The organism is Streptomyces aquilus (assembly GCF_003955715.1).
In the GTDB taxonomy this organism is placed as follows: domain Bacteria; phylum Actinomycetota; class Actinomycetes; order Streptomycetales; family Streptomycetaceae; genus Streptomyces; species Streptomyces aquilus.
This window is the reverse complement of sequence record NZ_CP034463.1, coordinates 8,823,746-8,843,494: the sequence shown is the minus strand read 5'-3', so window position 1 is coordinate 8,843,494 and position 19,749 is coordinate 8,823,746. Positions and strand designations below refer to the sequence as shown.

Genomic DNA, 19,749 nt, shown 5'->3' with positions numbered 1-19,749 from the left:
GTCGGGTCGGTGGGTCGGCCGACGACGCAGACCCTGCACGCCCCGCGGAGGGCCCGTCAATAACTCGCACAGGGCTAATCTCATTAGTGACTAATGCGGTTTAGCTACTTGAGTGCTGAACCGCATTAGTGCATGCTGGCGCGAAATCCTTCGCAGGAATGGGGAAGCACGTTGTCAGGCAAGCGCTCACCGGCCCGCCGGCCCACGATGAAGGACATCGCGCGGCATGCCGGCGTCTCCCAGAGCGCGGTCTCCTTCGCCCTGAACGGCCGGCCCGGGGTCTCCGAGGACACCCGCGACCGGGTGCGGCAGGTGGCCGAGGAACTGGGCTGGCGGCCCAGCACGGCGGCCCGCGCCCTGTCCGGCGAGGGCGCGGCCACGGTCGGCTTCGTGCTCGCCCGCCCCGCGGACACACTCGGCGTGGACTCGTTCTTCCTCCAACTCGTCTCGGGCATCCAGGAGGTGCTCGCGGAACGCCATCTCGGGCTGCTCTTCCAGGTGGTGGAGGACATCGCCGACGAGTGCGCGGTCTACCGGCGCTGGTGGGCCGAGCACCGGGTGGACGGGGTCCTGGTGGTCGACCCGCGCACCGCCGACCCGCGCCCCGACCTCCTCGACGAACTCGGCCTGCCCGCCGTGGTGATCGGCGGCGCGCCCGACGAACGCCACCCCGGTCTGTCGACGGTGTGGGCGGACGACGCGGGCGCGATGGCCTCGGTGGTGGACGGGCTCTACGCCCTCGGCCACCGCCGGATCGTGCACATCGCGGGCCTGCCCGGCCTCGCCCACACCGAGCGCCGTATCCGCACCCTGCGCGCCGAGGCCGAGCGGCGCGGCCTCACCGGGGTGCGGTCGGTGACCACCGACTACTCCGACGCCGAGGGCGCCGCCGTCACCCGCCGGGTCCTGGAGTCCGCCGACCCGCCGACCGCGCTGATCTACGACAACGACGTGATGGCCGTCGCCGGCGCCGCCGCCGCGACCGAACTGGGCCGGTCCGTGCCGGCGGACGTGTCCGTGGTCTCGTGGGAGGACTCGGCGCTGTGCCGCATGGTCAAGCCGTGGCTGTCCGCACTGTCCCGGGACAGCGTCGAGTTCGGCCGCACGGCGGCCGGAGAACTGACCGCACTCCTGGACGGCGGCCCGGCACGGACCGTACGGGTGCCGGTACCGCAACTGATCGAACGGGGCAGCACGGGCGCGGCCCGGGAGCCCTGACGGGGCGGTCCCGAGATCGCCGGCGTTCCGGTGATCGTCCCGCTCAACTACCTCCTCAGCCTCGCGACTTGTACAGCCCGAACGCCGCCACGTGCACCGCGCCCCGGGCCGCGGTGACCCTCAGCCGCCACCGTCGCGCCCGAACCGCAGCCGGCAGCAGCAGAATCCGGCTCGCCCCGACCGTTCCGGCCGTCACGACCTCCCGCCAGCCGCCGTCGCGGTACGCCTCCACCACGAAGCCCTCGATCTGCTGACCGTGCCGGATGTCCTCCGCCAGCCGGACCCGGTCAACGGCGCGGGCGGCACCGAGGTCGACGGTCACCACGCCGTCCGAAGTGGTCGTGCGGGCGCCCCGTGCCAGATCCTCCGGAAGTTCCCGGTCGATCCGCTCCCGGAACTCACGCAGCCGGGTCACATCGGCGGCGGGCAGCAACCCGTCCGTGTCCGGCGGGACGTTGAGCAGGAGCACCGCGTTGCGGCCGACGGACCCGAAGTAGATGTCCGTCAACTGCTGGACGCTCTTGGGCTGTTGGTCGGGGTGGTAGAACCAGCCGTCCCGGATGGACACATCGCACTCCGCGGGCCACCACTGGAGGTAGTCCGTCGTCGGCTGGGCGGCGACCAGCGCGGCCCGGCTGCCCTCGTCCGGCGTGTCGTAGGACAGCGCCCAGTCGGTGCGCCCGTACTGGTTCTCCTTCACCGGGACGACACTCCACTCGTCCTCACGGGCCAGCCCGCTCTCGTTGCCGACCCAGCGCAGGTCGGGGCCGGTGACGGCGATCGCCGCGTCCGGGGCGAGGGCACGGACCAGGGTGTACCAGCTGTCCCAGTCGTAGCTCTCCACCTTGTCCGGCGGGATGTGGCCCTGGGCGCCGTCGAACCACACCTCGTCGACCGGGCCGTACTCGGTGAGGACCTCGTAGAGCTGGTTGAGCATGTGGGCGCCGTAGTCGGTGGCGTCCAGCGTGTAGGTCGCCGCAGGTGTGCGGTCGTCGCCGTCGACGAGCGTGGGGACGGTACGGGTGGCGCGGGCGCTGCCGTTGGCGTAGACGCCGTGCAGGTACTGGTTCTCGTCGGCGGGCGAGATGTAGACGCCGACCTTGACCCCGTACCGGCGCATCGAGTCGGCGAACGACCGCAGCACGTCGCCCCGCCCGTCCCGCCAACTGCTCGAAGCGACGGTGTGGCCGGTGTAGCGGGACGGGTAGAGGACGAAGCCGTCGTGGTGCTTGACGGTGAGGATGGCGAGCCTGAAGCCGCCGTCGCGCAGGGCTCTGGCCCACTGGTCGGTGTCGAGGCCGGTGGGCTGGAAGACGTCGGGGTCCTCGTCCCCCGTGCCCCATTCCAGGCCGGTGAAGGTGTTGACCCCGAAGTGCAGGAAGGCGGTGCGTTCCAGCTGCTGCCAGGCGATCTGCCGTGCGGTGGGCCGGACTTGGGAGGCCTTGCGGACGAGCTCGTCGGGGGTGTCGTCACGGCCGACGGGGATGCGGTACGCGGGCTCGGCCGGCAGTGGGGTGCCGTGCGCCGAGACGGTGGTGAGGCCGGTGGCGACGAGGGCGGAGACCGAGCCGGCGACGAAGGTGCGTCTGGAGACGGTCATGAGGTGTGGGCTCCTCGGGTCAACTGCCATACGGCGGGCGGGTGCTGGTCGGGCGGGTACTGCACGATCCGGCCGTCGCCGGTCGCGCTCATCGCCATCTGCGTGATGACGTTGACGAGGCGGTATCCGCCCGCGGTCTCCTGCACCTGCCAGCGCTGCAAGGTGTTCGAGGCGGCGCAGCTGTCCCAGGTCGCCTGGACGCCCGGCTGGAGCGGCACGTTGAGGGTGAGCTTGCCGCCGCTCACCGCCAGGCAGCCGGACGGGCCGCGCAGGGTGACATAGCCGTCCGCGGTGCGCGCGAGGTGGGCGTCGAAGGTGACGCCGCCGGTCCTGAAGGTGTACGACCCGTCCGGCACCGGCACCGAGGTCAGGTCCCGCCGTCCGGGCGCGTGCCCCACGGCTGTGCCGCGCGCGGCGAACTCGGCGTACGTGGCGTCCGGGTGCGGGTCGCCCCAGGTGGCCTGGGCGATGTGGCGCAGGGCGGGCCAGAGTCGTACGGCGACCTCGTTCTCGGTCTCGCCGCGCCCGTTGTCCGGCCACAGGCTGATCTTCGCGCCGGTGACGCCCTGGGCGGAGGCGAGCTTCTCGCCCTCGAAGCTGCGCGGGTCCCAACTCTGGTCGTACAGGCCCTCGGTGTCGCTGTGGAAGCCGCCGCGGATGAGGTAGAGGGAGTAGGAGGCGTTCATCAACGGGTAGCCCGCGGCGATCAGTTGGCTGGGTCTGGTCGCCACGTTCAGCCAGTGCTCGACGGTCGTGCCCGCCGTCACCGGGACGGTGTTGGCGCCGGTGAGCCCGTCGTTCCAGATGCGCAGTCTCTTGCCCTTGCCGGCCGCGTAGGCGTGGACGCGGTTGACGAAGTCGATGAAGGCGTCCTGCGGGGTGGCTCCGGAACCGTACTTGTCCTGGGCGTACTTGAGGATCTGCGGATACTTGGCGAAGTCGGAGCCGAGCATGTACTCGTCGGCGCCCATGTGCCAGGCCGGTGCCTTGAAGACCTGCGCGTACTCGTCGATGAGGCTCGTGTAGTAGGCGAAAGCGGCGGGCTGGGTGATGTCGAGCCGCGAGGGCTGCCTGGCACCGTCGGAGTCGGTGAGCTGGAGGTCCGGGCGGTTCTCGATCCACGGGTCCATGTGGCCCGGGGAGTTGATCTCCGGGACGATCTCGACATGGTACTTCTCGCCGAGGGCGACGAGCCGGCGTATCTCGTCCTTCGTGTAGTAGCCCCAGGTGTCGGCCTCGGGATGGGCGTCGCTCTTCACCTTCAGCTCCAGGAGCAGCTGGTTGAGCTTGTGGTACGCCATCTCGCGGACCAGGTTCTCCAGCCAGGGCAGGGAGACGTGGATGTAGCAGGCGCAGACGCCGACGCCCCGCTCCTTGTAGCGCGGTACGTCGACGGCCCGTCCGGCGGGGACACGGCCGCCCTGCGCGAGGAGTTGCAGGAGGGTGCGGGTGCCGTAGAAGGCGCCGGTCTCGGTCGCGCCGGTCACCGACAGGCGCTTGCCGGCGCGGAGTTCGTATCCCTCGGTGCCGAGCGACTTCCTGGCCGGCCGGATGTCGACAACGATGTCTCCGGTGCGCGCCGCGCCGCCGACCACCGGGACGGTGCCGTGCCCGGCCGCCCGCAGATCGTCGGCGAGAGTGTCGGCGACACGGATCTCTGCGGGACTGTCCGCGACGAGCCGGGCGCCGGGCCCGAAGCCATAACCGCCGGACTCCGGGGTCCAGTCGGTGAGGGCCGGGACGGTGACGGGCGGCTTCTCGGCCTGCTGACGCGCGAGGGCCGGAACAGGCGACAGGAGCAGGGCCAGTGCCGCGGCGACACCCACGAACCGGCGTCTGGGAAACGTACTCACACGCCCCTCCAATTCATCGGATGGCTGATCATTGGACGACCCCCAGGACGTGTCAATGGGACTGAGAGTCAGCCAAGTTGAGCCATTGATCGGATGACCTGCGGGTCTTCGGGAGTCGTCGCGCGAAAAGTCCAACAACAGCGGCGCGATTGTCCAAGAGCGTCGCCCTCTCGACTCCGCGACCGAGCCGGGGCACAGTTCTCCCTACATACTCGCCAGTACGAGGAGAGACCCGTGACCAGCTGGACCGGCCGGAGCGCCGCCGAGATCGCCGCCGCCGTGCGGGAGAAGCGGGCCACGCCCCGCGAGGTGGTGGCCGAGCACCTCGCCCGGATCGAGCGGCTCGACGGCCGCGTCGGCGCCTTCCGGACGGTACGGGCCGAGGCGGCGCTCGCCGAGGCCGACGAGGTGGGCGCCCGTGCCGACCTGGCCGAACTGCCCCTCGCCGGGGTGCCGGTGGCCGTCAAGGACAATCTCGCGGTGCGCGGCGAGTCCAAGCGCGTCGGCTCGGCGGCCACGCCCGACACACCGTCGGAGCAGGATCATGTGACGGTCGCCCGCCTGCGTGCCGCGGGCGCGGTGGTCGTGGGCCTGACGAACGTGCCCGAGCTGTGTGTCTTCGGTACGACCGAGGGCGTGCACGGCACCGCCCGCAACCCGTGGGACACCTCGCGCACGGCGGGCGGCTCCTCCGGCGGCAGCGCGGCCGCCGTCGCCGCCGGCCTGGTCCCGATCGCCCTCGGCAACGACGGCATGGGCTCGCTGCGCATCCCGGCGGCCAACTGCGGCCTCGTCACCATCAAGCCGGGGCACGGCGTGGTTCCGGCGGGCGTCAGCGACGGCGACTGGTTCGGCATGTCCGAGAACGGCCCGCTGGCGACGACGGTGGAGGACGCGCGGCTGATGCTGGGCATCCTGGCGGACGCCGAGTTCGTACGGCCGCCCGACTCCGGGATGCGCAAGGTCGCCGTCTCCCTGCGCAGCCCGCTCGCCGGCATCGCGATCACCGCGCCCTACAAGGCCGCGGTCCGGGACGCCGCCGAGGTGCTCATGAAGGCCGGCCACCAGGTGCGTCGCGCCGACCCGTCGTACCCGATGTCGCTGAGCCTCACCTCGCTCGCCCACTGGACGGCGGGCACGGCGGAGGACGCCCAGGGCCTGGACGGCTCCCTGCTGACCCGGCGGACCCGGGTGCACGCGGCGGTGGGCCGCCGTTTCGTGAAGAGTGTCGGCACCGGCAAGGCCCGGGAGGAACTCCGCCGCCGCCTGGAGCCGTTCTTCGAGGAGTACGACATCCTGCTCACCCCGGCGCTGGCCCGCCGCTCCCCCGCCTCGGCGCCCTGGCACGAGCGCGGCTGGCTCCGCAACATCCTCGCCAACACCACCTACTCGCCCATGACCCCGCCGTGGAACCTCACCGGCTGGCCTGCGATGGCGGTCCCGTTCGGCACCCTGCCGTCCGGCGCCCCCACCGCCGTACAACTGGTCGGCCGCCCGGGCACGGAGGCGGTGCTGCTGGAGACGGCGGAGCAACTGGAGAACCTGCACCCGTGGCAGCGGACGGCACCGCTGGCCTAGGGCCTGTCCGGCGGAGCAGGTCGCGGGAAAGCAACGGTGTCGCGTCGCGCGGCAGGCGCCACCGTCGCAACAGGCCCTGGGCGCGCGGTACTCGGCCGGAAAGGCGACGCCCGGTTCCCGTTCGGCGTCGGCCACGTCGGTCTCGGTCAGTGGCGGTGACATCGGCGCCGGCTACGGCGCCCTGTGCCGCGTCCGCGGCCGGTGACCGGCCGCGGTTCCTCTGAGCGGCATGGGCGTGCGGGTCGCACGCCCATGCCGTCGGCGATCGCGAAGGGGACCGACCGCGTCAGTCCACGCTGGGCAGGATGTGGGGCTCGGCCAGGTCGTCTTCGTAGCCCGCGAGGCGGATGGGGGCGGACCGCGCCCACACGTCGAGGCTGCCGAGCTGGCCGGGCCTGCGGCCGGCGCGCTCGGGACGTTCCTTGGGGCGTTGCTCGCGATTCGTCTTCTCCGGTGTCACCGCGCACTCCTTATGTGTCGGGTCACCCTCGGGGCGTACCAGCCAGGATGCGGCCTGGCGCCGGACGCCCGCTCGGGTCTGAGTCAAATCAGTTCGGACGCGGTGGCGCCGGTAACTCTGGTGAGTGCAGGCCGTGGTGACCGGCTTGCCCCAGGACGGACCGTGGGTGTGGGTGGGACCCCGTACTGCTGTCCGTCCGCTACAGATTAACCAAATGAGCGGAGCGCCGCTCGATGGGGCTGAAAACAAGGGGTAACCATTACAAGTCCCCTGTGTTCATTGGTTCCTTTATGCAGGCATTTACCCCGATATGCCCTGTCGGCAAGCTCACCCGTTCGGCCTACATCCCTGTCGACTGACGGTCCGTCATGAGACGGTACGCCGATGACGTCGTCGTACGGACTGGACGGGAAGGCCGCCGTCGTCACCGGTGGGACGCGTGGGATCGGGCGCGAAGTAGCCCGGCAGCTGGCCGACGCCGGGGCGCTGGTCTGTGTGACGGCGCGGGACGCGGCGGACGTCCGGCGGACCGCCGCCGAGCTGGGCGGCGTCGGGGTGGCGGGCAGTGTGGCCGACCCCGCTCATCTGTCGGAGGTGACCGACCTCGCCCTGCGCGCGTTCGGACGGATCGACGTCGTCGTCAACAACGCGGCGACCAACCAGCCGTACGGCCCGCTGATGGACGCCGACCCGGACGCCTGGCGCACGGCGTTCACCGTCAACATCGAGGCACCGCTGCGGCTGGTGCAGTACGCGTGGCGGGCGTGGATGCGGGAGCACGGCGGCTCGGTGATCAACGTCTGCACGGAGGGTGCCACCCATGTCGGGCCGAACGTCGGCGCCTACGGCACCAGCAAGGCGGCGCTCCTCCACCTGACGCGGCAGCTCGCCGGGGAGCTGTCCCCGCGCGTCCGCGTCAACTCCGTCTCGCCCGGACTCGTCCGCACCGAGATGGCCCGTTTCCTATGGGAGCCGGGCGAGGCGGAGGTCGCCGCGGGGCTGCCGCTCGGCCGGATCGGGGAGCCGGCGGACGTGGCGCGGGCCGTCGTGTGGCTGGCCTCCGACGCGGCCGAGTGGATCACCGGTGCGGATCTGCTGGTGGACGGCGGGACGCGGGTCAGGGCGGCGCACCCGGGCGGGTACGCCGTCCACGACCGGCTGCGGTCGTACCCGCCGCCGCAGCCCTGAACAGGCTCTTTACGGGAAGAGCGCGATCCCCATGAGGACGATCAGCACGATGAACGCGACGAGCGCGATCGTGCCCCAGGTCCAGGGGTGTTTGTAAGGATCGTGGGCGCCGCCGCGGGGCCGGTCCTCAGGGAGGACGGGATGCGCCGGGCGGTCGCTCGCGTAGAACTGCTCGTCGGTGAGGTAGTGGTTGCGCGGGTCACCGAGAGCGCGCGGATCGATGTGGTGCGGACTGGCCATGACTCACTCCTGGCGCGGTGGTCACCAGGGTCCGGGTTCCCTTCGGGCGCCACGTGACACGTCACGGCCGGCGCGTCACCACTTCCCGGGCGCGTAGTCCTTGAGGAAGACGCCGTACAGGTCCTCGCCCTGTTCACCGCGCACGATCGGATCGTAGACCCGCGCCGCGCCGTCCACCAGGTCCAGCGGGGCGTGGAAGCCCTCCTCGGCGAGGCGCAGCTTGTCGAAGTGGGGGCGCTCGTCGGTGATCCAGCCGGTGTCGACGGACGTCATGAGGATGCCGTCGGTCTGGAACATCTCCTGGCCGCTGGTCCGCGTGACCATGTTCATGGCGGCCTTGGCGGCGTTGGTGTTGGGGTGGCCCGCGCCCTTGTAGCCGCGGCCGAAGACGCCCTCCATCGCGGAGACGTTCACGACGTAGGCCCGTCCGCTCGCCGCCTTCTTCGCGGCCTCGGCCATGCTCGGGCGGAGCTTGCTGATCAGGATGAACGGCGCCGTGTAGTTGCACAGCTGGGTCTCCAGCAGCTCCACCGGGGAGATCTGCTCGATGGTCTGCACCCAGGTGTTGGTGTCGACGACGTCGGGGACGAGGCCGCCCGCGTCGATGGCGGTGCCGTCGAGGTGCCTGGCGACGCTCGCGTTGCCCGCGACGAGCGCGAGGTCGGCGACCTGCTGGGCGTCGAGGCCGGAGATCCCGGCGGGCAGCGAGGCGAGGCCGTCGACGGCGCCGGAGCCGAAGGCGCCGATGACGTGGTGGGCGGGCAGCTCACCGGCGGGCAGCGGGGCGCTCTCGCCCTCGACCAGGGCGGCGTACGCCGAGGGCAGGCGCCGTACGGTCTGGGTCGCGTTGTTGACCAGGATGTCGAGCGGGCCGGCCTCGGCGACCTGGTCGGCGAGGGCGACGGCCTGGGCCGGGTCGCGCAGGTCGATGCCGACGACCTCAAGGCGGTGCATCCAGTCCCCGGAGTCGTCCATGGCCTTGAAGCGGCGGATGGCGTCCTTGGGGAAGCGTGTGGTGATGGTGGTGTGGGCGCCGTCGCGCAGCAGCCTGAGCGCGATGTACATGCCGATCTTGGCGCGGCCGCCGGTGAGCAGGGCACGCTTGCCGGTGAGGTCGGCGCGGACGTCGCGCTTGGCGCGGTTCAGCGCGGCGCAGTCCGGACAGAGCTGGTGGTAGAAGTAGTCGACTTCCACGTACCGGGTCTTGCAGGTGTAGCAGGAGCGGGGGCGCTGGAGTATCCCGGCGATCCTGCCGGCCTCGGTGACGGACGACGGCAGGATGCCTTCGGTCTCGTCGTCGATGCGCTGGGCCGAGCCGGTCGCGGTGGCCTCGGTGACCGCCTTGTCGTGGGCGGTCTTGGCGGCCCGGCGCTCCTGGCGGCGGCGCTGCTTGACCGTGCGGTAGATGCCGGCGGTGGCCCGGCGCACGGCGATCGCGTCGGGGTGGTCGACCTCCAGCTTGTCGAGCTCGTCGAGCACGCTGAGGCAGACGGCCAGCCGCTCGGGGTCGATCCCGGGGCCGTACACGACCTCGTCCACGGCCTCGTCCGTGATCGCCGAGCCGTCCTCTGTCACCGTCATCGCGCTGCCGTTTCCCTGCTGCCCCGTGCGGCGCTCCGACCGCGTCCGCTTTCGAACGGGGAATTCTACGGAGCGCCGGGCCGGTCCTCCAAAAAACGTGAGGGTCAACCCTCGCAGGCGGTGATGAGCGTCTCCACCTCCTCGGTGAGAGCCCTGGCCAGCAGGTCCAGATCCGGTACGGCTTCCGCGTCGGCGACCAGGCCGTAGTGGACATGGCCGCGGTACGTGGAGACGGCGATCGCCAGGGACTGGCCGCGGGCCAGCGGGGCGAACGGGAAGACCTGGGTGACCGGGTTGCCGCCGAGCTTAAGGCCGAGGCTGGGCAGCGGCACGCTGGTGACGAGGATGTCGAACCAGAGCCGGGCGGCCTGGCTGACCAGGGGTCCGCCGAGCCGGTGGCCGAGCGCGGGGACGTGGTCGGCGAGCAGGGCGACGGCACCGGCGCCCCGGTTGGGCCCGGCGTCCTTCTTGCGGTCCATGGCCGTGCGGACCGTGTCCAGCCGGGCGAGCGGGTCGGGGTCGTCGACCGGGAGCCTCACCAGGTAGCCGGAGAGCCGGTTGCCCTGCGGGTGTGCGGTGCGCGGGCGGCGCTTGGAGACGGGGATGAGGGCGCGGGGCGCGACGCCGTCGCTGCCGTCGCCGCGCTCGTCGAGCCAGCGCCGCAGGGCGCCCGCGACGACGGCGATGAGGACGTCGTTGACGGTGCCTCCCCGGATCTTGCGGACGCGGTGCACGTCGTCGAGGTCGATGACCACGCCGGCGGTGCGACGGGTGCCGCTCGGCTCGGCGGTGAGGGCCGCCGAGGAGCGCACGCCGACCGTGGAGAGCGCGACGGACGCCCCGATGTCGAGGGCCCGGCCGACGTCGGAGACGGCGCCGCGGACCAGCCCGGGCAGCTTGCGCACATCCGGGAGGAAACCCTTCGACGGCTCCTCGGGGCGCGGCTTGCGGGCCGGCAGGTCCATCGGGTCCAGGATCGCCGCGGCCAGCGTCAGGGCGCGCAGACCGTCGGCCAGGGCGTGGTGGAACTTGAAGAGCACGGCGAAGGAGGCGCCGTCCTCCCCCGGCAGGACATGCGCCTCCCACGGCGGCCGGCCGCGTTCCAGCGGGCGTTCCATGAGCCGGCCGGCGTCGGCGTGGAAGTCGGCGGTGGGCGCGTGCAGCCGGACGTGGTCCAGGGGGTCGAAGTCGGGGGCGGGCTCGCGCGTCGCCCCTCCGAAGGACAGCGGCTGCCAGACGTCCCGGATGCGCATCCGCAGGCCGGGCACCGCGACGGCCCGGGCCGCGAGCAGGTCGGCCGCGTGGGCGCCCGCGGTGGGCGAGTGCGCCGAGAAGACGCCGAGGGCACCCAGGTGCATGGGGTGCTCGGCGGACTCGATGTTCCAGAACGCCAGGTCGAGAGGGGCGAGCAGATCTGAAGTCAATGGCTTGCCTCGCGTCGACGACGGGTGAGCAAGCAGTCAACCGCCCTCGGGCGATTACGGTCAAGTACGATCAAGCTACGCACAGTTAACAGCAGATTAAGTCCGGCCCTCCGCGCCCCAGGGTTCACAGGCGCACCGGATGCCGAGCTCAGGACACCCGCTGGCCCTTCCCGAGTGCGATCACCCCGCCCTTGGAGACCGTGTAGAGCTCGGCGTCCCGCTCCGGGTTCACCCCGATCGTGGCGCCCGGCGGCACCTCCACGTTCTTGTCGAGGACCGCGCCCCGCACCACCGCGCCCCGACCGATCTTGACGTTGTCGTGCAGCACCGACCCCTGTACGACCGCCCCCGGGTCGACCACCACCCCGGGCGACAGCACCGACCGGGTGACCTGCCCCCGGATGAGGCAGCCCGCGCTGATGATGGACTCGCTCGCCATGCCGCCGGCGTTGAAGCGGGCCGGGGACAGCTGGCCGGAGTGGGTGTAGATGGGCCACTGCCGGTTGTAGAGGTTGAAGGCGGGGCGCTCGGCGATGAGGTCCATGTGGGCGTCGTAGTACGCGTCCAGGGTGCCGACGTCCCGCCAGTAGCCGCGGTCGCGGTTGGTCTCGCCGGGGACGTGGTTGGCGCTGAAGTCGTACAGCTGGGCCTCGCCGCGCTCGGTGAGCTGGGGCAGGATCGAGCCACCCATGTCGTGCACCGAGTGCTCGTCCTCGGCGTCCCGCTGGAGGGCCTCTATCAGGGCCTTGGTGGTGAAGATGTAGTTGCCCATGGAGGCGAACACGCACTCCGGGTCGTCGGCGAGACCGGGCGGGTCGGCGGGCTTCTCCAGGAAGCGGTCCACCGTGAGCCCGTCCGAGCCGGGGGTGATCACCCCGAACTGCGAGGACTCCGAGCGCGGGACGCGGATGCCGGCCACCGTCACGCCCGCGCCGCCCTCGATGTGCTGGGTGAGCATCTGGCGCGGGTCCATGCGGTAGACGTGGTCGGCGCCGAACACCGCCACGTACTCGGGCCGTTCGTCGTAGACGAGGTTGAGGGATTGCAGGATCGCGTCCGCGCTGCCCAGGTACCAGCGGGGGCCGAGCCGCTGCTGGGCCGGGACGGGGGTGACGTAGTTGCCGAGCAGGCTGGACATCCGCCAGGTCGTGGTGATGTGCCGGTCGAGCGAGTGCGACTTGTACTGCGTCAGCACGCAGATGCGCAGGATGTCCCCGTTGACGAGGTTGGACAGGACGAAGTCCACCAGGCGATACGTTCCGCCGAAGGTGACCGCGGGTTTCGCGCGGTCACCGGTCAGGGGCATCAGGCGCTTGCCCTCTCCGCCCGCCAGTACGATCCCGAGCACCGAAGGTCCACCACGACGCATGGTCGCTCCCCTCACCCTGGTTGTGACCCATGCCTGCCCCTGCCCGGGGCGCACTACGCCTGTTTGAGGATCTCCTCGTAGAGCCGCACCGTCCGCCGGGCGACCGCGTCCCAGCCGAACTCCCCCACCGCGCGCTCCCGTCCGGCCTCGCCCATCCGCCGGGCGCCCTCCGGATCACCGAGGACCGCGTCCAGCGCGCGGGCGAGGGCGGGCTCGAAGTCGTCGTCCACCGGGACGAGCAGCCCGGTCTTGCCGTCGTCGACGACCTCCGGGATGCCGCCGATCCGCGAGGCCACCACGGGAGTTCCGCACGCCATGGCTTCGAGGTTGACGATGCCGAGGGGTTCGTACACCGAGGGACAGACGAACACGGCCGCGTGGGTGAGCAGTTGGATCACGTCGGGGCGGGGCAGCATCTGCGGGATCCAGTGCACGCCCTCGCGGACCCGGCTCAACTCCTCGTACAGCTCCCGGAATTCACGGTCGATCTCCGGGGTGTCCGGCGCTCCGGCGCACAGCACGACCTGTGCGGCGGGGTCGATGTCGCGCACCGCGCGCAGCAGATGGGGCACGCCCTTCTGGCGGGTGATGCGGCCGACGAACAGCACGAAGGGCCGGTCGCGGTCGAGGCCGATGCGGGTGAGGGCATCGGTGCCGTGGTCGGGGCGGTAGAGGGTGGTGTCGATGCCGTTGTGCACGATGTGCACCCGGGCCGGGTCGAGGGCCGGGTAGCAGGCGAGGATGTCCTCGCGCATGGCTCCGGAGACCGCGATCACCGCGTCGGCGGACTCGATCGCGGTGCGCTCCGCCCAGCTCGACAGGGCGTATCCGCCGCCGAGTTGCTCCGCCTTCCAGGGGCGCAGCGGCTCCAGGGAGTGGGCGGTCATCACATGCGGGATGCCGTACAGGAGCTTGCCGAGGTGGCCGGCGAGGTTGGCGTACCAGGTGTGGGAGTGGACGAGTTCGCGGCCTTCGAGGCCCGCGGTCATCGCGAGGTCCACCGAGAAGGTGCGCAGCGCGTCGTTGGCGGTGTCGAGCACGGACCAGGGGCGGTGGCGCAGCACGCCCACTCCGCGGCCCTCGCCCCAGCAGTGCACCTCGACGTCGGCCAGGGCGGCCAACTCCCGGGCGAGGAACTCGACATGGACGCCCGCGCCGCCGTACACGTCCGGCGGGTACTCCCGGGTCAGCAGTCCCACTCGCACCCGGAACCCCCTGTTCTCAGCGCCTGGTTGCCCTTCATGGTCACCCAGATGCGGCGCGCGGGGAAGAGCGCGGGGGTCGTGTGAAGCAACAGTCGCCGCAGACGCCTCCGCCGGGGACCCGGTAGTAGAGGCAGCAGCTGCGGCGCCGGAAGGCGGTGCCGGCGAGAGTGCCGGTGCCGGCGAGGAGGGGGTGGGCGAGGAGTTCCGTGGTGAGGGCCCGGGTGCGGGCGGCCACCTCGGTGCGGCCGTTCGCGCGCGCCCAGCCCGACAGCTGGCGGGCGGCACCGACGAGCGCGGAGGCGGCGTTGCCGCGCAGCAGGCCGGGGGCGAGGCGGTGACGGGCCCGCAGCGCCGCCGTCAGCGGCTCCAGGTGCCCTTCCAGGACGACCGCCGCGAGGGTTCCGGCGTCGCCGGGCAGCGCGTGCACCTCGGTGAGCCACAGGTCGTCGGGGGCGCTGCCGTCGGCGTCCCAGCGCACCAGCCGGGCGTCGAGGTCGGGGACGCGGCCGTAGAGCACGGCGCAGCCGAGGGCCGCGGACCACAGGCGGGCGGCGAGGCCCTGCTGGGCGATCGAGGCGGCGATCCGCAATTCCGGCGCCTGAAGGGAATCGGCCACCTTGCGGATACGAAAAGTCACGGATTCTTCGTAAACGTCCGACTTTTGGATGTCGTACGCCCGTGCGAGGGTCGGCAGCGTTGAACGCGGCGGCGCACCCGTGCGTAGTAGGAAGAAGCCGCCGAGCGGGCGGAGGGCGGCGAGATCGGCGTCGAGGTCCACGAGGAGCAGTAGTACCAAGGCCCCTAGGGGGCGGCATCAGGGGGCGCGGGGCAGTGTCACCCACCCTGGGGAGGACTGACCCTCCGTAGTACTCCATCGGCAGTAGGACCCATTGCGTGCTCAGGTACGACGACGGGAATGGCATTCCACGGCATCGTGTTGCACATGGAAGCCGACCGTTCGCCGCGCCGGGGTCACCAGCCCCGCTTCACGCAGAGGAGCTGCTGATGAGCGCCCTCGCGTTGTCCGTCGTCCTGTCGCTCGTCTCTGCCGTCGCCTACGCGGGCGGGGCGATCGTCCAGGAGCAGGTCGCGGTGTCCTCCCCCGAGCAGCAGTTCGCGCCGCTGCGCCGGCCCAGCTGGTGGGCGGCGGTCGCGCTGAACGGCCTCGGCGGGCTGCTGCACGTCGTGGCGCTGGCGTTCGGCCCCCTCAGCCTGGTCCAGCCGCTCGGCGCCCTGACCATCGTCTTCGCCCTGCCCATGGCCGCGCTGTTCGTCGGCCGCAAGGCCGGGGCGACCGCGTGGCGCGGCGCGATCATGGCGACGGTCGGTCTCGCCGGTCTGCTGTCCCTGGTCGGCGCGTCCGACGCGCAGTCCCTGGACACCGCCCAGCGGGTGGCCGTCGCGACGGTCACCGGCATCGCGGTCGTCGCCCTGATGATCGCGGGCCGGGCGGCCCACCGGCACCCGGCGGTGCGCAGCATCCTGCTCGCCACCGCGTCCGGTATCGCGTTCGGCATGTCCTCGGTGTTCACCAAGACCGTCGCGGTCGACTGGACCGGCGGCGTCTCGGCGGCCGACGTGCCCTCCCTCGCCGTGATCGGCGTCCTGGCCACGGCCGGCATGCTGCTCTCCCAGGCCTCCTACCGGGGCGCCGGGCTCGCGGCCCCGCTGGCCACGCTGACCGTCGTGAACCCGGTGGTCGCGGCCGTCGTCGGCATCACGATGTTCGGCGAGACCTTCCGTCACGGCACCACCGGCACCGCGCTCGCCCTGAGCTGCGGTGTGGTGGCGGCGGGCGGCCTGATCCTCCTCACCTCGGAGCGGATCGCCCGCACCGAGTCCGTACCGCAGGAGCCGGTGCGGCTGCCGGCCCAGTCCGGGGACCCGGAGCCGGCCGCGGACCCGCGGGCGGACGAGCTGCGGGTGCAGGTGCCCGCCTCGGCAGCGGAACTGCTCGCGGCCCTGCCTGGGCAGGCCCGCGAAGAGGTCCTGGTGGCGGCGGCCGACACGGCGGTACGGGAGGACGACCTCGTCGCGAGGGCCGAGGCGGCCCTGGAGGACGTCCTCGTCCCGGCACCGCAGCCGGACGACACCGCCGCCCCGGACACCGAGGAGCGCCCGATCTTCTACGTCGGGCCGCTCTACGGCGCCTCCTACATCCCGATGCCAGTCCTCGACCGACACCGTACGAGGGTCAAATCCTGAGGGGCGGGTCCTGATCCCGGGATCAGACCCTGACCCCTCCGGCCCGGAGATAGGCGACCGGGTCGACATCGGTACCGAAGCCGGGCCCCGTCCGCACCTCGAAGTGCAGATGCGGGCCCGTGCTGTTGCCCGTGGACCCCGAGCGCCCGATGCGCTGTCCGGCGCTCACGCTCTGCCCGGTCTTCACCGAGATCGCGGAGAGGTGGGCGTACTGGGTGTAGCGGCCGTCGGAATGCCGGATCACCACCTGGTACCCGAACGACCCGGCCCACCCGGAGGCAACCACCCGCCCGGCGGCGACCGCCTTCACGGACGTGCCCGTGGGGACGGCGAAGTCGACGCCCGTGTGATAGCCCTTCGACCAGGCGGAACCGGCCTTGTGGTACGGGGTGCCGGTGGGGGCGTCGACCGGGGCGACGAGGCGGTGACCGGTTTCCTCGGTGTCCTTCGCCTTCTTCTTCTCGGTGGCCGGCCTGGTGGACGTCTGGGTCGTGACCGTGGCCGCCTTGCCGCGCAGGCTGAGCCGCTGCCCCGGCAGGATGAGGTCCGGATCGGCGCCGATGGCCTTCCGGTTGGCGGCGTACAGGCCGCGCCAGCCGCCCTTGACGTCCTCGCGGTCGGCGATGCCGGAGAGGGTGTCGCCGTGGACCACGGTGTACATCTCGGCGGAACCGGCCCTGGACTGGGGCGTGGTCTGCGGCTGTACGTCCGGGACGGCGGCCTTGGTGCCCCCGGCCGGATGGATGTCGGGGGTGTCCCCGCCCCGGGTGAGCCCGGCCCGCACCGAACACACCGGCCAGGCGCCCGGCCCCTGCCCGTCCAGCACTTTCTCCGCCACGGCGATCTGCTGGTCCTTGGTGGCGAGATCGGCGCGCGGGGCGTACCGGGTGCCGCCGAAGGCCTCCCAGGTGGACTGGGTGAACTGGAGCCCGCCGTAGTAGCCGTTGCCGGTGTTGATGCTCCAGTTGTTGCTCGACTCGCAGGCGGCGACCTTGTTCCAGGTGTCCACGTCGGCCGCCTGGGCGGTGCCGGCACCGATGAGCGGGATCGCCATTGAGGCACCGCCGGCCGTGACGGTGAGCGAGGCGCGGTTGATCCTGTTCGGCTGATACCGGCGGTGCCGGCCGCGTACGGCCATGGAGCTCCCCCTACGACGTACGTCAGGAGGGCCAAAAGTAAGCGCCCCGAACAGGCCATGACAAGACGGCAATCGGCCGCCTCTTGCCGAATGCTGTTCCCGCAAAGGGCTGTTGAGGGGCGCACCGACGGTTACACTCCGTCCCGTCTGGGGGACTGCGCAGGTGAACGGGGCGGCGGTGGAGTACGAGTTCGACGTGTTCGTCAGCTACAGCAGAAGCGCGGGGAACGTCTGCGAGTGGGTCTGGAACCACTTCTATCCGGCCCTCAAACGCTGCCTGGAGGACGAGATCGGCAAGGCCGACATATTCATCGACCGCCAGCTGGACGAACACATCGGCAAGCCGTGGCCCGACCAGCTCGCGCACTCGCTCGGCAGGAGCAAGCTGCTGGTTCCGGTGCTGTCCGCACCCTATTTCCGCTCGCCCTGGTGCACGGCGGAATGGGCGACGATGGAGAAGCGGGAGGAACAGGTCAACGACAGCGGGCTGATCTTCCCGGTGGTCTTCGCGGACGGCACGAGTTTCCCGGCCGCGGTGCAGCAGCGCCAACTCCACAAGGAATTCAAGAACTACAACGTGCCGTACCCCAAGTACGTGGAATCCGCGGCGTATCCGCACTTCCACCAGGAGGTACAGCGCCTCGCGGAGCTCATCGCCGTCCGCCTGGGAGAGGTCCCCGAGTGGCGCGCCGACTGGCCGGCCCTCAGACCACCGCCGCCTGGCACGCCCGTCCGCGGCCGACTCCCCCGCTTTGGAGCATGATGAACGCCGGACAGATCGTGACGTTCTACTCCTACAAGGGTGGGGTGGGCCGCAGCTTCGCGCTCGCCAACACGGCGGTGGTGCTGGCGCGTTGGGGCTATCGCGTGCTGTGTGTGGACTGGGACCTGGAGGCACCCGGGCTGTCGTACTACTTCGACAGGCATCTGACCGAGCCGCCCCGGGCGGGCCTGCTGGAGATGATCGAAGAGGCCCGTACGGCGCCGGACACGGCCCGCGCGACCGCCTTGCGGCACCGCACCCCGGTGCGGTTCCCGGAGGGCGCCCGCCTGGATCTGATCACCGCCGGCCGCAAGGACGACGACTCGTACATCTCGCGGCTGCAACAGGTCGACTGGGAGGCGCTGTACGAGAAGCACGACTTCGGCGCGACGCTGGAGACGTGGCGGGAGGAGTGGATGAGGCAGTACGACCTCGTCCTGGTCGACAGCCGCACCGGCATCACCGACTCCGGCGGCATCTGCACCGCGCAGGTCCCCGACGTCCTGGTCTTCGCCTACACCGCGAACGACCAGAACGTGGACGGGGTGCTGCAGATCGTCGACCGAGCCATGAAGGCGCGGGACGGGCTGCCGTACGACCGGCCCCGGCTGCTGACCGTGCCGCTGCTGAGCCGGTTCGACGCGCAGCCCGAGTACAAGGAAGGGGAGAAGTGGCGGCGCAGGCTGGCCGACCGGATGGAGCCACGGCTGCGGGACTGGGCGCCGCGCGGCAGCTCTCCCGGAGAGTTGCTCCAGCGGGTGACGATCCCCTACTTCCCCGTCTGGTCCTTCGGTGAGCTGCTGCCCGCACTCAGCGAGAGCCCCCGCAACGCCGAGCAGGTCACCTACAGCATCGCAAGCCTCGCCGCGCTGCTGGCACGCCGGCTGGAGGACGCGGGCCTGCTGATCGAGAACCGCGACTCCTATGTGGAGGGCGCTGAGCAGGCCGCGCATCGGGACTTCGAAGCGGACGTGTTCATCAGCCACACCCGCGCGCAGTCAGCGCTGGCGCGGGCGTTCGGTGACCTGTTGCGGGAGAACGGCGTGACGAGCCGGACCGCTGCGGACAACCTGGAAAGCCGCGCCGACTTCATCGACCGATGTCGTCACCTCGTCATGATCGTGGACGAGACGGGCGAGGACCCGGTCCAGAACCGTGACACCAGCCTCTTCCTGCGCCGCTCCGTCAACGCGGCGACCGAACGGCTCACCCTGCCGGTGGTCACCTCGTCCGCGGCCATCGCACAACTGCCGCGCCTCGCCGCCTCCTTGCAGGTGTTCAACCTGGAGGACGGCAGCCTGTCGCAGGCCGCCCGCGCCATCGCCGCGCGCATCCGGCAGGACTCCCACAGTCTGCGGCCGCACTCCTCCCGAGGCGGCGGCTACGACGTCTACCTGTCGTACGCCTCCGCCGATTCGAACTGGGCCCTGGCACTCGCGGAGAACTTCAAGCGAGTCGGACTCACCGTCTTCGTGGACGTGTGGGAGCTGCAGCCGGGAGACCATTGGCCGTCGCGGCTGGATGCCGGTCTCAACAGCGCCGACACGGTGGTGGCAGTGGTGAGTCCGGCTTGGATCCAGTCGGAGCACGCTCGCCGCGAGTACGACCTGGCCATGCAGAAGGAGGGACGGCAGCGGGTGATCCCCGTCCTCGTGGGCGATGTCGTCCCCCCGTCGCACATGGCCGAGCTGGTCTACGTCGACTTCCGCCACGTCGAGACACCGCGCGAGTACCTGGGCCAGGTCCAGTCGCTCACCCGGAAGATCCTCCACCTGCGCGACGACGAACCCGTCCCGTCCAGCGGCTCCGTCGTCCTCCCGGACACCCTGTTCTAGGTGGTGAACACGACAGGGCTCCCGAGCCGTATCTGCGTAGGCTGCTAACCAGCACGAGCGGCAGCACCGATAACGACCTACGCGATCCACCG

The 19,749-nt window shown here is 71.4% G+C and carries 16 protein-coding genes; 6 read left to right on the top strand and 10 right to left on the bottom strand.

The features are described 5' to 3' along the window. Window positions 1-207: 207 nt before the first annotated feature. Complete coding sequence (locus EJC51_RS40440) at window positions 208-1,218, top strand: LacI family DNA-binding transcriptional regulator (protein WP_207924713.1); 1,011 nt, start codon at window positions 208-210, stop codon at window positions 1,216-1,218. A gap of 55 nt (window positions 1,219-1,273) precedes the next feature. On the opposite strand, the gene EJC51_RS40435 is transcribed toward EJC51_RS40440, so the two are convergent. Together EJC51_RS40435 and EJC51_RS40430 are read right to left on the bottom strand one after the other, a co-directional pair. Further along, window positions 1,274-2,818 (bottom strand): alpha-L-fucosidase, encoded by a 1,545-nt coding sequence (locus EJC51_RS40435; protein WP_126275627.1) that lies wholly within the window; start codon window positions 2,816-2,818, stop codon window positions 1,274-1,276. After that, the gene (locus EJC51_RS40430) at window positions 2,815-4,671 is read right to left on the bottom strand and encodes a family 20 glycosylhydrolase (RefSeq protein ID WP_126275626.1); all 1,857 of its coding nucleotides are present in this window, start codon (window positions 4,669-4,671) and stop codon (window positions 2,815-2,817) included. The genes EJC51_RS40435 and EJC51_RS40430 overlap by 4 nt, the downstream gene beginning before the upstream one ends. A 234-nt stretch (window positions 4,672-4,905) precedes the next feature. Between EJC51_RS40430 and EJC51_RS40425 the strand changes: the two genes are divergently transcribed. Further along, entirely contained in the window at window positions 4,906-6,249 is a 1,344-nt protein-coding gene (locus EJC51_RS40425) for an amidase (protein ID WP_126275625.1), read from the top strand. A gap of 286 nt (window positions 6,250-6,535) precedes the next feature. Here EJC51_RS40425 and EJC51_RS40415 read toward each other — a convergent pair whose 3' ends face one another. Then, on the bottom strand, window positions 6,536-6,709 hold the full coding sequence (locus tag EJC51_RS40415; RefSeq protein ID WP_101924606.1) for a hypothetical protein: 174 nt from the start codon (window positions 6,707-6,709) through the stop codon (window positions 6,536-6,538). A 384-nt stretch (window positions 6,710-7,093) separates the two neighbouring features. Here EJC51_RS40415 and EJC51_RS40410 point away from each other — a divergent pair, with 384 nt between their 5' ends. Continuing rightward, window positions 7,094-7,897, top strand: coding sequence for an SDR family oxidoreductase (locus EJC51_RS40410; RefSeq protein ID WP_126275624.1), 804 nt, complete (start codon window positions 7,094-7,096; stop codon window positions 7,895-7,897). A gap of 9 nt (window positions 7,898-7,906) precedes the next feature. Here the strand turns inward: EJC51_RS40410 and EJC51_RS40405 are convergent, their stop codons facing one another. The 6 genes from EJC51_RS40405 to EJC51_RS40380 all read right to left on the bottom strand — a co-directional run bounded on the left by EJC51_RS40405 (window position 7,907) and on the right by EJC51_RS40380 (window position 14,512). Then, window positions 7,907-8,137 (bottom strand): hypothetical protein, encoded by a 231-nt coding sequence (locus tag EJC51_RS40405; protein WP_126275623.1) that lies wholly within the window; start codon window positions 8,135-8,137, stop codon window positions 7,907-7,909. Window positions 8,138-8,212: 75 nt separating this feature from the next. After that, the gene (locus EJC51_RS40400; RefSeq protein WP_126275622.1) at window positions 8,213-9,718 is read right to left on the bottom strand and encodes an SDR family NAD(P)-dependent oxidoreductase; all 1,506 of its coding nucleotides are present in this window, start codon (window positions 9,716-9,718) and stop codon (window positions 8,213-8,215) included. Between the two features lie 104 nt (window positions 9,719-9,822). Continuing rightward, on the bottom strand, window positions 9,823-11,142 hold the full coding sequence (locus EJC51_RS40395) for a wax ester/triacylglycerol synthase family O-acyltransferase (protein WP_126275621.1): 1,320 nt from the start codon (window positions 11,140-11,142) through the stop codon (window positions 9,823-9,825). Window positions 11,143-11,290: 148 nt separating this feature from the next. After that, the gene (gene glgC / locus EJC51_RS40390) at window positions 11,291-12,511 is read right to left on the bottom strand and encodes a glucose-1-phosphate adenylyltransferase (protein WP_126275620.1); all 1,221 of its coding nucleotides are present in this window, start codon (window positions 12,509-12,511) and stop codon (window positions 11,291-11,293) included. A gap of 53 nt (window positions 12,512-12,564) precedes the next feature. Continuing rightward, window positions 12,565-13,716: a glycogen synthase gene (gene glgA / locus EJC51_RS40385; protein ID WP_126275619.1), complete on the bottom strand. Its 1,152-nt coding sequence runs from the start codon at window positions 13,714-13,716 to the stop codon at window positions 12,565-12,567. A 40-nt stretch (window positions 13,717-13,756) separates the two neighbouring features. Further along, window positions 13,757-14,512 (bottom strand): (2Fe-2S)-binding protein, encoded by a 756-nt coding sequence (locus EJC51_RS40380; protein ID WP_126275618.1) that lies wholly within the window; start codon window positions 14,510-14,512, stop codon window positions 13,757-13,759. Window positions 14,513-14,721: 209 nt separating this feature from the next. Here EJC51_RS40380 and EJC51_RS40375 point away from each other — a divergent pair, with 209 nt between their 5' ends. Next, the gene (locus EJC51_RS40375; protein ID WP_208870772.1) at window positions 14,722-15,921 is read left to right on the top strand and encodes a DMT family transporter; all 1,200 of its coding nucleotides are present in this window, start codon (window positions 14,722-14,724) and stop codon (window positions 15,919-15,921) included. 22 nt (window positions 15,922-15,943) lie between these two features. On the opposite strand, the gene EJC51_RS40370 is transcribed toward EJC51_RS40375, so the two are convergent. Next, window positions 15,944-17,059, bottom strand: coding sequence for a transglycosylase family protein (locus EJC51_RS40370; RefSeq protein ID WP_126275616.1), 1,116 nt, complete (start codon window positions 17,057-17,059; stop codon window positions 15,944-15,946). A 163-nt stretch (window positions 17,060-17,222) separates the two neighbouring features. On the opposite strand from EJC51_RS40370, the gene EJC51_RS40365 reads away from it, so the two are divergent. Together EJC51_RS40365 and EJC51_RS40360 are read left to right on the top strand one after the other, a co-directional pair. Next, window positions 17,223-17,822, top strand: coding sequence for a TIR domain-containing protein (locus EJC51_RS40365; protein ID WP_166682953.1), 600 nt, complete (start codon window positions 17,223-17,225; stop codon window positions 17,820-17,822). Then, on the top strand, window positions 17,819-19,657 hold the full coding sequence (locus EJC51_RS40360) for a KGGVGR-motif variant AAA ATPase (RefSeq protein ID WP_166682952.1): 1,839 nt from the start codon (window positions 17,819-17,821) through the stop codon (window positions 19,655-19,657). Before EJC51_RS40365 ends, EJC51_RS40360 begins: the two co-directional genes overlap by 4 nt. The last annotated feature ends 92 nt before the right edge of the window (window positions 19,658-19,749 follow it).

Coding starts and splice junctions, on each gene's coding strand:
- EJC51_RS40440 (WP_207924713.1), top strand. CDS start 208: ATGAAGGACATCGCGCGGCATGCCGGCGTCTCCCAGAGCGCGGTCTCC.
- EJC51_RS40435 (WP_126275627.1), bottom strand. CDS start 2,818: ATGACCGTCTCCAGACGCACCTTCGTCGCCGGCTCGGTCTCCGCCCTC.
- EJC51_RS40410 (WP_126275624.1), top strand. CDS start 7,094: ATGACGTCGTCGTACGGACTGGACGGGAAGGCCGCCGTCGTCACCGGT.
- EJC51_RS40405 (WP_126275623.1), bottom strand. CDS start 8,137: ATGGCCAGTCCGCACCACATCGATCCGCGCGCTCTCGGTGACCCGCGC.
- EJC51_RS40400 (WP_126275622.1), bottom strand. CDS start 9,718: ATGACGGTGACAGAGGACGGCTCGGCGATCACGGACGAGGCCGTGGAC.
- glgC (WP_126275620.1), bottom strand. CDS start 12,511: ATGCGTCGTGGTGGACCTTCGGTGCTCGGGATCGTACTGGCGGGCGGA.
- EJC51_RS40375 (WP_208870772.1), top strand. CDS start 14,722: ATGAGCGCCCTCGCGTTGTCCGTCGTCCTGTCGCTCGTCTCTGCCGTC.
- EJC51_RS40370 (WP_126275616.1), bottom strand. CDS start 17,059: ATGGCCGTACGCGGCCGGCACCGCCGGTATCAGCCGAACAGGATCAAC.
- EJC51_RS40360 (WP_166682952.1), top strand. CDS start 17,819: ATGATGAACGCCGGACAGATCGTGACGTTCTACTCCTACAAGGGTGGG.